Annotated in this window: 13 protein-coding genes and 1 tRNA gene; 7 read left to right on the top strand and 7 right to left on the bottom strand. The window is 67.4% G+C overall.

Going from position 1 to position 14012, the window contains the following annotated elements:
• Positions 1-11 precede the first annotated feature (11 nt).
• Positions 12-845: a presqualene diphosphate synthase HpnD gene (hpnD, locus tag APZ15_RS14635; RefSeq protein WP_027787149.1), complete on the bottom strand. Its 834-nt coding sequence runs from the start codon at positions 843-845 to the stop codon at positions 12-14.
• 235 nt (positions 846-1080) lie between these two features.
• Between hpnD and APZ15_RS14630 the strand changes: the two genes are divergently transcribed.
• Positions 1081-1167: transfer RNA gene (locus tag APZ15_RS14630), tRNA-Leu, on the top strand.
• A 197-nt stretch (positions 1168-1364) separates the two neighbouring features.
• Positions 1365-1658, top strand: coding sequence for a hypothetical protein (locus APZ15_RS14625; RefSeq protein ID WP_027787150.1), 294 nt, complete (start codon positions 1365-1367; stop codon positions 1656-1658).
• 103 nt (positions 1659-1761) lie between these two features.
• On the opposite strand, the gene APZ15_RS14620 is transcribed toward APZ15_RS14625, so the two are convergent.
• From APZ15_RS14620 to APZ15_RS14605, 4 genes are all read right to left on the bottom strand, one after another.
• Positions 1762-1992: a hypothetical protein gene (locus APZ15_RS14620; protein ID WP_021160392.1), complete on the bottom strand. Its 231-nt coding sequence runs from the start codon at positions 1990-1992 to the stop codon at positions 1762-1764.
• A 111-nt stretch (positions 1993-2103) separates the two neighbouring features.
• Complete coding sequence (locus tag APZ15_RS14615) at positions 2104-3213, bottom strand: class II histone deacetylase (RefSeq protein WP_027787151.1); 1110 nt, start codon at positions 3211-3213, stop codon at positions 2104-2106.
• Between the two features lie 16 nt (positions 3214-3229).
• Positions 3230-4438 carry an MFS transporter gene (locus tag APZ15_RS14610; protein ID WP_027787152.1) on the bottom strand — a complete coding sequence of 403 codons (1209 nt, stop codon included), beginning with the start codon at positions 4436-4438 and terminating at the stop codon, positions 3230-3232.
• A gap of 21 nt (positions 4439-4459) precedes the next feature.
• The gene (locus tag APZ15_RS14605; protein WP_027787153.1) at positions 4460-5506 is read right to left on the bottom strand and encodes a porin; all 1047 of its coding nucleotides are present in this window, start codon (positions 5504-5506) and stop codon (positions 4460-4462) included.
• A 302-nt stretch (positions 5507-5808) separates the two neighbouring features.
• Between APZ15_RS14605 and APZ15_RS14600 the strand changes: the two genes are divergently transcribed.
• Positions 5809-6954 carry a helix-turn-helix transcriptional regulator gene (locus tag APZ15_RS14600; protein ID WP_027787154.1) on the top strand — a complete coding sequence of 382 codons (1146 nt, stop codon included), beginning with the start codon at positions 5809-5811 and terminating at the stop codon, positions 6952-6954.
• 99 nt (positions 6955-7053) lie between these two features.
• Entirely contained in the window at positions 7054-8052 is a 999-nt protein-coding gene (locus APZ15_RS14595; protein ID WP_027787155.1) for a 2-dehydropantoate 2-reductase, read from the top strand.
• A gap of 180 nt (positions 8053-8232) precedes the next feature.
• On the opposite strand, the gene APZ15_RS14590 is transcribed toward APZ15_RS14595, so the two are convergent.
• Both APZ15_RS14590 and APZ15_RS14585 read right to left on the bottom strand, forming a co-directional pair.
• Positions 8233-8682, bottom strand: a complete 450-nt coding sequence (locus tag APZ15_RS14590) for a MarR family winged helix-turn-helix transcriptional regulator (protein ID WP_021160399.1) — start codon at positions 8680-8682, stop codon at positions 8233-8235.
• Between the two features lie 62 nt (positions 8683-8744).
• Complete coding sequence (locus APZ15_RS14585) at positions 8745-9890, bottom strand: glycerate kinase (RefSeq protein WP_027787156.1); 1146 nt, start codon at positions 9888-9890, stop codon at positions 8745-8747.
• Positions 9891-10276: 386 nt separating this feature from the next.
• Here APZ15_RS14585 and tig point away from each other — a divergent pair, with 386 nt between their 5' ends.
• The 3 genes from tig (at position 10277) to clpX (ending at position 13852) form a co-directional block, all read left to right on the top strand.
• A complete protein-coding gene (gene tig, locus APZ15_RS14580; protein ID WP_027787157.1) occupies positions 10277-11623 on the top strand; it encodes a trigger factor in 1347 nt (448 codons plus the stop codon).
• A gap of 140 nt (positions 11624-11763) precedes the next feature.
• On the top strand, positions 11764-12417 hold the full coding sequence (gene clpP, locus APZ15_RS14575) for an ATP-dependent Clp endopeptidase proteolytic subunit ClpP (protein WP_010092137.1): 654 nt from the start codon (positions 11764-11766) through the stop codon (positions 12415-12417).
• 163 nt (positions 12418-12580) lie between these two features.
• Positions 12581-13852 carry an ATP-dependent Clp protease ATP-binding subunit ClpX gene (gene clpX / locus APZ15_RS14570; protein ID WP_006489345.1) on the top strand — a complete coding sequence of 424 codons (1272 nt, stop codon included), beginning with the start codon at positions 12581-12583 and terminating at the stop codon, positions 13850-13852.
• Positions 13853-14012: the final 160 nt, after the last annotated feature.

The raw sequence follows: 14012 nt of genomic DNA, 5'->3' as shown, positions 1-14012 counted from the left end.
CGTCGTGACGTTCAGCGGCGGCGCGCGGCGCGCCACGCGATCCACAGCTTGCGGATCGGCGTCAGCGCAATGCGCTGGTGCAGCACCTGGTAGTCGTCGCGCTCGATTTCGTCGAGCAGCGCGCCGGCCAGTGCGATCTGCGCGCGCAGCGTGCGCTGTGCGCGGCGCCCGGATGCGGGGATCGCCGCTTCGGCGGCCGCAAGCGCTTCGCGCGCCCGTGCCGTCTGGAATTGCAGCAGCTCGGTGAACGCGGGGCTGTAGCGACGGTTCAGCAGGTCGGCCGCCGTCACGTTGTAGCGCTGCAGTTCGTCGATCGGCAGGTAGATGCGGCCGTGGCGCGCGTCGTTGCCGAGTTCCTGCACGAACTGCGCGAGCATCAGCGCGCGGCCGGCGTCCGCGGCCCACGGCTGCGGGTCGGCCGGGTTCGCCGAACTGGCGCGCGCGACCAGCGACGCGAAGGTGCCGCCGACCTGCGCGATGTAGCGCTGCAGATTCGCGAAATCGAGGTAGCGCGCCTGTTCGAGATCCATCCCGTAGCCGTTGACGAGCGTGCGCAACGCGTCGGCTTCGGCGGTGATCGCCGGGTGATGCTGCGCGAGCGCCTTCGTGACCGGATGCGACGGCTGTCCGTCGGCCAGCGCCGCGAGTTCCTTGTGCCACCACGCGAGCTTCGTGTGTCCGACGGTCGGGTCGCTGGTTTCCTTGACGGTTTCCTCGAGTTCGCGGCGCAATGCGAACAGCGCGGTCAGGCGCGGTTGCGTGGCGAGCGGCGCCTGACGCAACGCGTAGTAGACGCTGGAGCCCGCAGGGGCGGCCTTTTGCTGACAGTAGTCGTCGAAGTTCACGGGCGGAATCGTGTGGGGGCGGGTTCGGGGGACGCGCGGCGGCGCGGTGCCGAAACGTCGAGCGCGGCATTCTAGCACCGCCGCACGACGGGTGCCGGCGGGGCGAGACAACGCCGCCCGGATCGGGTAGAATCTCGCGCTCGCCTGATCGGGCGTGCCGGCTCGAGGCCGGCGCGATGTCCCGGGCGCGCGGCAACGCATCTTGCGTGCCGCGTAGTCAGGCGACGGAAAATGCGCGTGAGTGGCGAAATTGGTAGACGCACCAGGTTTAGGTCCTGACGCCCGCAAGGGTGTGCCGGTTCGAGTCCGGCCTCACGCACCAGAAGTCGAACATGCACTCGTCGGGGTGCTGTTCCCGAAAAAGCGCTGCCGGTCGGCTGACCGCAGCGCTTTTTTGTTGATGCCTGTCTTGTTCGCGGACGTGCAGCCCGTACGAGGAGCGCGCCCTCAAATTCGGCCGCATGTAATATCGTCAGCGCGATCGAATACGAGAAGTACGAGAACACCGAGGGGCCACCGATGAAAAACACCGTACGCATCCCGATTTCCGTTCTGGCGCTGATGCTGGCCGCGCCGGCGTTTGCCAATACACCTGCCGACAACGTCGCGTGGAGCGCCAGGCCGGTGCATGCGACTGCATCGACGTCGGCGTGCTCTGCGTACTCGGGGCGGGTGATGGCGGGCGGCGAGTCGCTGTCGACCGAAAACGTGCTGAAAGCGCTCGGCACGTCGCTGGTCGGCGCCGTGCTGGGCGCCGTCACCGGGGGGTATCAGGGCGCGGTCTCCAATCCGTGCCCGCGTCCCGGCCTGTGACCGGCGCGCAGGCGAGTCGAGGGGCTCGCCGCGTTATCCGGAACAAGCCCGACGAAGCGCCGCGCGTCACCCGACTCGCGGCGCTTCGCCGTTTCAGGCGCGTCTATTCCCAGAAACTCCGGATCGCGACCGCCACGATCACCGGCACCGAAAAAACCAGCGGGATCGCGAAATACTGCGCCTCGCGATCGACGATCCAGCTATAGATCACCCACGCCGCGCCGAGCGCGAACGTGATGAGGCCGACCGTCACGGCGGCGATGTTCAGGGCCAGTTTCGAAGGCTGGCGGCGCGTCTTGGCATCGTCATTGTTGTCGCGCGGGGACGATTTCATCGGAAGAGTACGGCTTCGGGCCGGAACGGGGATAAAGGCACAGGAGACCCCATCCGCTCCGATCGCGCAAGAGGGCCGCCGCCGGCCCCCCGGCGCATTCGTCAGCGCGCATTACAACCCGAACGACGCCGCCAGTTCGTCGAGCAGCCCGCGCTGGAACGCGACGAACCGTTCGCCCGGCTGCTGCGCGATCGCGAGGTCGAGCATAGGATCGGCGACGTCGGTACGAATGCCGGCCAGTTCCTCGACGATCGCGAGCCCGCAGAACGGTACGTACGCCTCCGAATAGCCGCCTTCGTGAACGATCACGAGCCGCCCGCCGCAATGGCGCTGCGCGGCATCCTTCACCGCACGCGTCATGAACCGGTAGCTGTCGGTATGCAACTGCATGCGCGCGAGCGGATCGACCGCGCTCGCGTCGAGGCCGCTGGCGATGACGATCAGCTCGGGCCGGAAACGCGCCAGCGCCGGCAGCACGATCCGCTCGAACGCGTAGCGATAGGCATCGTCGCCGCTGCCCGCGAGCAGCGGCACGTTCAGGTTCGCGCCGACGCCCGCGCCTTCGCCGCGATCGTCCGCGCCGCTATAGCCGGGCGGGAAGCAGCGGTCCTGGTGCAGCGAGATCGTCAGCGTGTCCGGATCGTCGTAGTAGATCGACTGCGTGCCGTTGCCGTGATGCACGTCCCAGTCGATCACCGCGACGCGCTCGATGCCGTGTTTCGCGCGGGCGGCCTCGATCGCGATCGGGATGTTCGCCAGCATGCAGAAGCCCATCGGGCGATCGCGCAGGCAGTGGTGACCGGGCGGCCGCGACAGCGAGAACGCATTGACCGCGCGCTCGCCGACGACCGTATCGACGGCCGCGATCGCAAGGCCGGCAGACAGCGCGGCGATCTCGTAGCTCCCTTTGCCGAACGGCGCGAGATCGCCGAGGTCGCCGCCGTTCGCGTCGCTGAGTGCGCGGAACGCGTCGAGATAGTGCGCGGGATGAATGCGCAGCAGGTCGGCGGTCGTTGCCGGTTCGGCGCCGCACAGGTCGAGCTGCGCGGCCAGGCCCGAGGCCTGCACGAGCGACAGGAAACGGCGCTTCGAATCGGGTGATTCCGCGTAGCCCGCGCTCGACGGCGGCTGGACCCAGCCGCCGACCGGGAAGAACAGCGCATGCGTGCCGCCGGTGTGCCAGAAAGTGCGTTCGTCGGTAAAAAAGGCAGTGCGATTCATGGATGTGCGAGACCTGTCACGGTTGGGAGGAAACGGAGGCGTGCGTGCGGCGATCGATGTGGCGCAGCGCGGCGAAAGACACGATCGCGACGGCCGTCGCGGCCGTGAACAGCGCGTGCATCGTGCCGCCGGCGTCGAGCATCAGCCCGGCGAGCAACGGGCCGGCAGCGAGGCCGGCGCCGATCACGAAATTGAGCGTGGCCACGAGGCGGCCCGACGTATCGATCTGCGCGACGGTCGCGAGGGTGAACGGCAGGACGAACGTCCACGCGAACTTGAACGCGAAGATCGCCGCGCTGTAACCGCCGGCTTGCCGCATCACGGCGAGCGCGACGAGCGAGGCCGCCAGCAGCGCGTAACCGGCCGTCAGCATGGCGCGCCGCGCGAGCCGGCCGCCCGCGCACGACGCAAGCGCCGCGCCGGCGATGCCCATCACGCTCGCGATCGCGAGTACGTTGCCGGTCGACTGCGGATCGAGCCCGGCTTCGGCCGCGGCGCGGCTCGCGAACGTCCACACGCTGCCGATCGCGAGATAGAACGTCAGCACCGCGCCGATCGCGAGCACGATCAAGCCTTGCGGCGTCCGTGCCGCCGCGCCGCGCGCGTGTTGCGCAGGCGCGGTTCGCGCGCCCAGCGATGACGGGAAGCCGCGCGACAGCGGCGCGGCGAGCAGCGCGAGCCCGGCGAGCGCGACGTACAGCGCGCGCAGCCCGAATGCCGCGAATACATGCGGCAGCACGAACAGGCCGATCGCGCCCGCGATCAACTGGCCGACGACCCACAGGCCGTACACGCGGTCGCTGTTCTCGCTCGTTGCGGCGCTCGTCATGCAGAGCACCATCAGTGAACCGCCGCCGAGCGCGGTCACGGCGCGCAGTGCGAGCAGCGCGACGAAGCCCGGCATCCACAGCGCGGTCAGCAGGTTGCCCGCGCCGAACAGCGCGATGGCGAACGCGGCCACGCGGCGTGCGTCGATGCGACCGAGCCACAGGTACGACGGCACGGTCGCGAGGCTGAACGCACCGAGTTCGACGAAGAAGTAGGTGCCGATCTGCGAGGCGGACAGCCCGAGCTGCATCGCGAGCTGGCCGGCGACGGCGGGCGCGACGAGCAGCAGCAGCGGCGTGATGGCCGCGAACACGACGAGCGCGACGAGCGTCGAGCGCGCGAAGGCCGATGCGCGGCCGTCGGGCGGGAGTGCGGCATCCGGGGACAGGGTTTTCATGGCGGGATCTCGTGTGGGGAATCAGAACAGGTGGTACATGCCGACCATCGCGCCGAACTGCGATGCGCCGGCGAGCGGCGTCGGGTCGTATTCGTAGACGGTCTGCGAACTCCGGCCGCTGTTGCGCGCATAGCCGAGGTTCACGTAGGCGACGGTGCGTTTCGACAGCGCATACGTGGTGCTCGCGATGAACAGCGTCGGGTGGCCGATGGCCGGCGCGCGCGAGTCGGTGTGGTAGACGCCCGCGTTCAGGCCGATCCCGTTCGGTGTCAGGTAGCGCGCACCGCCCCAGACGATCGTGCGCGCGGCGTCGAGGTCGCCGGTCAGGCGTTCGACACCTGCATAGACGGTGAGCGGCAGCGCGGCGAACGCATAGCGTGCGGCGAGCGTGCCGAGTTCGCGGCGGCGCGCCGACGTGTCGTCGGCCGCCGATACCTCGCCGTGTGCCTGATGCAGCACCGCGCTGACCGACAGGCCGTTGCTCGTGTACTGGCCGCCGAGTTCGAGCACGCGTCCGGCGCGCGTATTGCCGGCGACGCCGGACGTCGCGGCAAGCGCCTCGACGTCGAAGCCGGCGAAGGTCGGCGACTGGTACTTGACGGAGTGGTCGATGAAGTTCGCGTTCATCGGCACGATGACACCCTGGCCGCTGTACGACGCGTACCAGAGCGGGTCGTAGAACAGCGTCTTGTCGAACAGCACGCTGAACTGACGGCCGAGCGTGACGGTGCCCGCGGGCCCGGCGATGCCGACGTACGCGCCGCGGAAGAACGCGTAGCCGGGCGCGGTCGCGGTGCCGTCGTTGAGGTTGAGGCCCTGTTCGAGCTTGAACAGCGCACGCCAGCCGCCGCCGAGATCCTCGTTGCCCTTCAGCCCGACCTGAGAAGGCAGGATGCCGTAGTTCTGCAACTGCACGGCCGAATGGCGCCCGTCGGCATGCGTCAGGTATTGCACGCCGGCATCGAGCGCGCCGTACAGCGTGAGGGTCGACTGCGCATGCGCGCCGGCGCCGCACGCGGCAAGCGTCGCGACGGCCGCGGCCGTGCGGATGAAGCGGGGTTTCGTCACGTGGGGTTCTCCATACCGTCCTGCATCGGTTTGTCGTTGGTGTTGTCGCGACGCAGTGTCCGCAGCGGGAAAACCTTCGAACAGTCGTACAGATGAACGGTGCGGAAAACCCGAGGTGCGCGGCATGGTCGCGACGCGCTGGCGTCGCGCGGCGTGCTGCGGAGCAGCAACGTGCCGCGCACCGTTCAAATGGATGGGGCTGGCGCCGGTTCCGGCACCGGGGCCCGTCAAAAAAGCCGGTCGCTATAATCGGCCGGTGTCGTTGCGCACGTCAGCAGCCCGATCGGGCAGGGGAGCGGAAGGTGAGGATCACGACGGATATCGGGCAGGATCTCGAAGCGCTGCGTGACGTGCCGGCAGCCATCGTGCTCGACGACTTCGCCTGGCCGCCGCTGCCGTCCCGGCGTGCGGATTTCGACGGCGTCACGCGCGGCGACGCATCGCAGCGCGAACTCGGGTTGATGCTGCTCGACCTGTACGCGGTTGCCGCGCGGTCCGGCATCGGCGAATTCGAATACCGCTTCTTTTCGCTGCTGCAGGCGCTCATTCCGTTCGACGCCGCGTGGACAGGCGTCGCGACGCATGTGCCGACCGGCCCGGTGATGCACAACAGCTTCCTGTACCGTCTGCCGCACGCGTTCTTCAGCGACTGGAAGCGCGTGCGCGATTGCGACCCGCTCGCGCACCGCACGCTGCGCGGCGCACACGGCCATGCGGTGCGGCTGTCGGTCGTCGAGCCGGGGCTCGATGCACGGTTTCGCGACTGGTGCGTGAAGTACGGGCTCGCGCAACTGATGTGCGTGTGCACGCTCGATCGCCGTTTCGGCCTGACGACGTTCATGTCGATCTACCGTCAGGGCCTGAACCGCCCGTTCAGCGATGACGATGCACGCCGTTTCGAGGAAGTGATTCCGCATCTCGCGGCGGCGCTGACCATCAATCGCGCCGCGCAGCTCACGCGCGAGCGCGGCGATGCGGTTGCGCCGGCCGCCCGCGCGTTGTGCGACAACTTCGGTGTGCTGCATCACGCCGATCATGGTTTCGACGACGTGCTGCGCACCGAATGGCCGGCATGGGCCGGTGCACGCGTGCCGGAGCCGCTCGTTGCGCACCTGCGGCGCCAGCCGGGCCAGGCGTTCGTCGGCGATGCGTTGCGGATCCAGTGCGTGCCGGTTGCGGGGCTGTTCCAGATCGAGGCGCGGCCGCGCTCGCTGCTCGACCGCCTGAGCCCGCGCGAGCTCGCGGCGATCCGCTATTACGGCGCCGGGCGCTCGCACAAGGAAGTCGCGCAACAGATGGCGATTTCGCCGACGACCGTGCGCCACTACCTGCGCTGCGCGTACCGCAAGCTCGGCATGCACGACAAGAGCCAGATCGCCGGCGTGCTCGGCGCGACGGGCGGCGCGGCCGACGACGAACCGGTGGAAGCCGGCGGTGAGCCGCACTGACGCATGCGAACGCCGTGCGTCGCACGGCGGCGCGTGAATGGTTGTGCCCGCAACCATTGAGCGTTATGCTCGTCAGCTCCCAGGAGACGGAATTCCATCATGAACGACACGAATTCAGGGTCGGTGCGCGCGGCGGTGGTCGGGGTCGGCGCGATCGGCGGATTGCTCGCGGCCGCGTTGTCGCGGGCCGGGATGACCGTGAGCGCGTACGCGCGCGGCGCGACGCTCGACGCGCTGAACGCGCACGGCGTGCGCGTGATCGACGAGGCGGGCACGTCGTCGTCGGTTCCGGTGCGAGCGAGTGACGATGCGGCCGCGCTCGGCGTGCAGGACTACGTGGTGATCGCGCTGAAGGCACAGGCACTGCCGGCATTGGCCGCGCGCATCGCGCCGCTGGTCGGGCCGGACACCGTGATCGTCGCGGCGATGAACGGGCTGCCGTGGTGGTTCACGCACGGGCTCGAAGGTGCGCTCGACGGGGTGCCGCTCGACGCGGTCGACCCGGCCGGCGCGGTGTCGGCGGCGTTGCCGCCCGCGCAGGCGATCGGGTGCGTCGTCCATTTGTCGTCGAGTACCGACGCGCCGGGCGTCGTGCGGCGCGGGCGCGGCAACCGGCTGATCGTCGGGGCGCCCGATGCGCGGCTCGATACGGCCGCTGCCCGGTTTGCCGCGGCGCTCGCGGCGGGCGGTTTCGACGTCGAGTCGACGCCGGCGATCCGGGCCGAGATCTGGACGAAGCTGTGGGGCAACATGAACATGAATCCGCTGAGCGCGCTGACGGGGTCGACGGCCGAGCAGCTGCTCGACGATCCGTTCACGCAGGGTCTCGCGCTGCGGATGATGGAGGAGGCGGCCGCGATCGGCGCGAAGCTCGGCCTGTCGACGGGGATGAGCGGGCCCGAGCGGATCGCGGTCACGCGCAAGCTCGGTGCGTTCAAGACGTCGATGCTGCAGGATTTCGAAGCGGGCCGCGCGCTCGAGATCGGGCCGATCCTCGGTGTGTTTCCCGAGCTCGGGCGCAAGCTCGACGTGCCGACTCCGTATTGCGACGCGGTGCTCGGGCTGCTGCGCCAGCGGGCGACGAACAGCGGGCTATAAGTGCGGGCGGGGCCGCTGCATGCGCGATGCCGGCGAGGTGGCGCGCTGCAATCCGGTTGCCGCGCGCAGCGCATCACGCAAAGCGGGCCGCCCGCGTCGCTGGTGTGGCGACCGGGGCGGCCCGTCGAATTCATCGGATCAAATCGGATCGATACCGCGGGCGTCGTGCCCGCGTGCTGGTCAGTCGTCCCGCTCGATCGCGTGCGCGACGACCTTGTCGAGCAGCCGCTCGAATGTCTGGCGTTCGCTGTCGGACAGGCATGCGAGCAAGCCATCGTTCCACTTGCGCACGATCGGCATGATCTTGCGATGCAGCGCGCGGCCGTCGGCGGTCAGCGCGATCAACACGATCCTGCCATCCTCCTCGCTTGCGCTGCGTTCGAGCAGCCCCTGGCGCAGCAGCGCCTCGGCTGCCCGGCTCGCCTGGCTCTTGTCGAGATTGGTGTGGCGCGCCAGATCCATGATCGAGAACGGGCCGAAGGCGCCGACGGCGGCGATCACGCGCGCCTCGGGCAGCGAGATGTCGAGCTTGTGCCGGTACACCTCGCCGATCCCGCGGTCGGATCGCTTCGTGAGCGCGTGGAGGCGATAGGTCAGAAACTGATCGAGCCCGGCTTGACGGCCTTTCATGTCGAATCCTGAAGAAAAAGGGCGGGCCCGATTGTTCCTGTATCGCGCGCTCGGGTCAACGGTCAGTGTGCGCCGTACTTCAGGCGTGTCAATTGCTCCGCTTCGTTCGCGAGCAGATTGGCCGCGTCGCGGATCGCGACGTCGAGCGTGATCGGCCCGGGAGCCGGCGAGAAGCAGCCGGAAAAATGTTCGGACAGGCGTGGCAGCGCGGCCGGGTCGACCGCGCCGGACAGCAGCGACGCGGGTACGCCCGCGGCCTGCGCGTGGCGGCACGCGATGAACGGCGCCTTGCCGTGCAGCGTCTGTACGTCGGAGCGGCCTTCGCCGGTGATCAGCCAGCCCGCGCCGGCGAGCGCCGCGTCGAGCCCGACCTGCCGCGCGACCACCTCGGCCCCCGCTTCGAATTGTGCACCGAGCATGTGCAGCGCGAATCCGAGGCCGCCCGCGGCACCGGCGCCCGGCAGGTCGCGGCCGCGACGGTCGAGCGCGCCTTCGAGCAGGTCGGCGAAGCGGGCGAGTGCGGCGTCGAGGGTGGCGACCTGCTCGGGCGTCACGCCCTTTTGCGGGCCGAACACGGCGGTTGCGCCGTGCGCGCCCGTCAGCGGGTTGTCGACGTCGGACATGCCGATGAATTCGGTTTCCTTCAGCCGTGGGTCGAGCCCCGACGCGTCGACGCGCGCGATGTCGGCGAGCCGCGACGGCACGGGCTCGACCGGCTGGCCGTCCGCGTCGAAGCACTGCAGGCCGAGGCCTGCGAGCAGCCCGGCGCCCGCGTCGTTGGTGCTGCTGCCGCCCAGCGCGACGAAGAAGCGGCGCACGCCTTCGTCGAGCAGCGTGCGGACCGCCTCGCCCATCCCGCGCGTGCTGCGCGCGTCGACCGGCACGCTCATGCCGACCGGGTCCGTGATGCCGACGATCTCGGCCGTTTCGACGATCGCGGTGCGCGCGTCGATCACGCCGACTGCCGCGTCGCGCGCCGCGAGCGACGCACCGGCTACCCGCAGCGTGCGCCGCGTGCCGCCGCCTGCCAGCATCGCGTCGAGCGTGCCTTCGCCGCCGTCGGCCATCGGGCAGCAGCGCACGACGGCGTCGGGCCGGGCGCGGCGGATGCCGGTGGCGATCGCGTCCGCGACCTGCTCGGCGGAAAGCGAGCCTTTGAACGAATCGGGCGCGATGACGACGACAGGCGCGGACGGGTGTTGCGGCATGGTGTCTCCGGAAGGCGTGATTGGTGTGAAGAATATTGGGGCGCGACGGCGGTGCACCTCATTCGGAGCTTACAGGATGGCGGGCCCGTGGTGGATACGCCATGCGGCATAGCGGCGATCCGCGCGCATTGCCGTGCGAAGGGCTGCCGGCGCGGTGCGGACGCACGCGCGTCGCGCCGATCTGGCGGTGTGAGGAAAATTGTTTGCTAGAATAGTCGATTCTTCCGGCCAAAGCCGTGCTCCGAGCCGCTTGCGCTAGCCATTCGGCGCGTGCAGGGATGGCGTGGCGCTCCGGCGCGGCGAGTGTATGTGACGCACATCACGCCGCAGGCAGGCACGGCAAGGAAAACCCGATTCGCTCGAATAATTTTAGGACGATTGAAGCCATGGCTAACGTTGTTGAGAACCTCGGCAAGCTTGAACGCCGCGTGACGATTTCCCTGCCGAAAGACACCGTGCAGAAGGAAATCGACGCCCGTATCCAGAAACTCGCGAAGAACGTGCGCATGCCGGGTTTCCGCCCGGGCAAGGTGCCGCTGAAGATGGTCGCGCAACAGTACGCGGGTCAGGTCGAAGCGGAAGTGCTGAGCGACAAGATCGGCCAGGAATTCTTCACGATCAGCCGCGCGGAAAACCTGCGCGTCGCCGGCCAGCCGAGCTTCGAGCCGAAGCAGGAGCAGGCTGAAGATGCATACGCGTTCGACGCGACGTTCGAGGTCTACCCGGAAGTCAAGATCGGCGATCTGGCGACGGCTGAAGTCGAGCGCTCGACGACGTCGATCGGCGACGCCGAAATCGACCGCACGCTGGACATCCTGCGCAAGCAGCGCGTGCACTTCCACGCACGCGGCGAAGCCGGCGAGCACGGCGACGGCGGCGCGGACACCGCAGCGAAGAACGGCGACCGCGTGACGGTCGACTTCGTCGGCAAGATCGACGACGTCGCGTTCCAGGGCGGCACGGCCGAAGATTTCCCGTTCGTGCTCGGCGAAGGCCGCATGCTGCCGGAATTCGAAACCGCGGCGCTGGGCCTGAAGGTCGGCGAAGCGCGCACGTTCGACCTGAAGTTCCCGGACGACTACCACGGCAAGGACGTGGCAGGCAAAACGGCCCAGTTCACGGTCACGATGAAGAAGATCGAGTGGCCGCACCTGCCGGAAATCGACGGTGAATTCGCGAAGTCGCTCGGCATCGAAGACGGCGATCTCGCGAAGATGCGCGCCGAGATCAAGGAAAACCTCGAGCGCGAAGCGAAGCGCCGCACGCAATCGATCGTCAAGAACCAGGTGATGGACGCGCTGCTGAAGATCTCCGAACTCGACGTGCCGAAGGCGCTGATCGAGCAGGACCAGCAACGCCTCGTCGAAATGGCTCGCCAGGATCTGGCGCAGCGCGGCGTGCCGAATGCGAAGGACGCACCGATCCCGGCCGAGATGTTCACCGAGCAGGCAGAGCGCCGCGTGAAGCTGGGCCTCGTGCTGGCCGAGCTGGTGAAGTCGAACGGCCTCGAAGCGAAGCCGGAACAGATCCGCGCGGAAGTCGACGAGTTCGCGAAGAGCTACGAAGACCCGAAGGAAGTGGTCCGCTGGTATTATTCGAACCAGCAGCGCCTCGCCGAGATGGAAGCGTTCGTCGTTGAAAGCAACGTCGTCGATTTCGTGCTGGGCAAGGCGAAGGTGACGGACAAGGAAGTGAGCTTCGAAGCACTCGCGAGCGCATCGGCGCAAGCGTAAGTGTTGCTCTAGCGGCGTGCCGGCTGTCGGAGCGACGGCCCGCACGCCGTTTTTACGTCAAGCGCACGGTTGCCATTAATATGGCGATTGAGCGGGCGGCTTCCTTCCGTTCAATTTTCCATTCGAACAAGGTTCATTGAATGATCACTCGCGCTGAATTGCTGGACATGCTTGCTTCGAACGCGCCGCAAGGTTTCGAGGCGCAAGCGCTGGGGCTGGTGCCGATCGTCGTCGAAACGAGCGGCCGCGGCGAGCGTTCGTACGATATCTATTCGCGTCTCCTGAAGGAGCGCCTGGTGTTCATGGTCGGCGAAGTGAACGACCAGACCGCCAACCTCGTGGTCGCGCAGTTGCTGTTCCTCGAGAGCGAGAATCCCGACAAGGACATCAGCCTGTACATCAACAGCCCGGGCGGGTCGGTGTCGGCCGGCATGGCGATCTACGACACGATGCAGTTCATCAAGCCGGACGTGTCGACGCTGTGCATGGGCCTCGCGGCCAGCATGGGCGCGTTCCTGCTCGCGTCGGGCGCGAAGGGCAAGCGTTTCGCGCTGCCGAACTCGCGCGTGATGATTCACCAGCCGCTCGGCGGCGCACGCGGCCAGGCATCGGACATCGAGATCCAGGCGCGCGAAATCCTCTACCTGAAGGAGCGGCTGAACCAGTTGCTCGCGCAGCACACGGGCCAGGACGTCGAACGCATCGCGCGCGACACCGACCGTGATAACTTCATGTCGAGCGAGGATGCGAAGGCGTACGGGCTGATCGACCAGGTGCTGCTGAAGCGCCCGTGAGCTTAAGTGGGGTGCCGCCCCGATTCGTGCGGCGCCCTGCGACTTCCCGAACGCCCAGAGCATCTGCGGCAAGCGCATCCGGTCGGCTCCGGTCGCGCCCTAGGCGCGGTGCCCGGAGCATTCGGCGTATCATGTCATTTACCTGTCCGGAGGCTCTACATTCATGGCGGACAAAAAAGGTTCGAACAGCGAGAAGCTGTTGTATTGCTCGTTTTGCGGAAAAAGCCAGCATGAGGTGAAAAAACTCATCGCGGGTCCGTCGGTGTTCATCTGCGATGAATGTATCGACCTCTGCAACGAAATCATTCGCGACGAGGCGGCTGCCGCCGGCGTCGAGGCCAGCCTGTCCCGGTCGGATCTGCCGAGCCCGCAGGAAATTCGCGACATCCTCGATCAGTACGTGATCGGCCAGGAGCGCGCGAAGAAGATCCTCGCGGTGGCCGTGTACAACCACTACAAGCGCCTGAAGCATCTCGACAAGAAGGACGACGTCGAGCTGTCGAAGAGCAACATCCTGCTGATCGGCCCGACGGGCTCCGGCAAGACGCTGCTTGCGCAGACGCTCGCGCGGTTGCTCAACGTGCCGTTCGTAATCGCCGATGCGACGACGCTGACCGAAGCCGGCTACGTTGGCGAGGACGTCGAGAACATCATCCAGAAGCTGTTGCAGAACTGCAACTACGAGGTCGACAAGGCCCAGCGCGGGATCGTCTACATCGACGAAATCGACAAGATCAGCCGCAAGTCGGACAACCCGTCGATCACGCGCGACGTGTCGGGCGAGGGCGTCCAGCAGGCACTGCTGAAGCTCGTCGAGGGCACGATGGCGTCGGTGCCGCCGCAGGGCGGCCGCAAGCACCCGAACCAGGATTTCATCCAGGTCGACACGACCAACATCCTGTTCATCTGCGGCGGTGCGTTCGACGGCCTCGAAAAGGTGATCACCGATCGTACCGAGAAAACCGGTATCGGCTTCGGTGCGACGGTCAAGAGCAAGCAGGAGCGTGACGCGGGCGAAGTGCTGCGTGAAACGGAGCCGGAAGACCTGATCAAATTCGGTCTGATCCCCGAATTGATCGGCCGCCTGCCGGTGGTCGCGACGCTCGGCAAGCTCGATGAAGCGGCGCTGATGAAGATCCTGGTCGAGCCGAAGAATGCGCTCGTCAAGCAGTATCACAAACTGTTCGCGATGGAGCGCGTCGAGCTGGAGATCCGGCCGGGCGCGCTGCAGGCAGTCGCCCGCAAGGCGATCCGCCGCAAGACCGGCGCGCGCGGTTTGCGTTCGATCATCGAACAGGCGTTGCTCGACGTGATGTACGAGCTGCCGACGATGAAAGGGGTCAGCAAGGTCATCATCGACGAAAACGTCATCGATGGCGACGGCAAGCCTTTGCTGATCTACGAGGACACGCCGAAGGTGGCGGGTTCGAACTGACCGGCTTGCCGACGATGTTCTGCGAAAAAGGCCGTTCATGAGTCCGTGGGCGGCTTTTTTTCGTTTATCTTGTGGGTAACTCTGACTCGACTCGCGGTGGTTACTTTCTTACCGAATATTTCCCGCACTTGAAGGCTTGCAATTCGTTGTGGCGGCCTCA

The organism is Burkholderia cepacia ATCC 25416 (assembly GCF_001411495.1).
Taxonomy (GTDB): domain Bacteria; phylum Pseudomonadota; class Gammaproteobacteria; order Burkholderiales; family Burkholderiaceae; genus Burkholderia; species Burkholderia cepacia.
The sequence above is the reverse complement of the archived record's forward strand: the minus strand, read 5'-3'. Positions and strand labels throughout refer to the sequence as shown.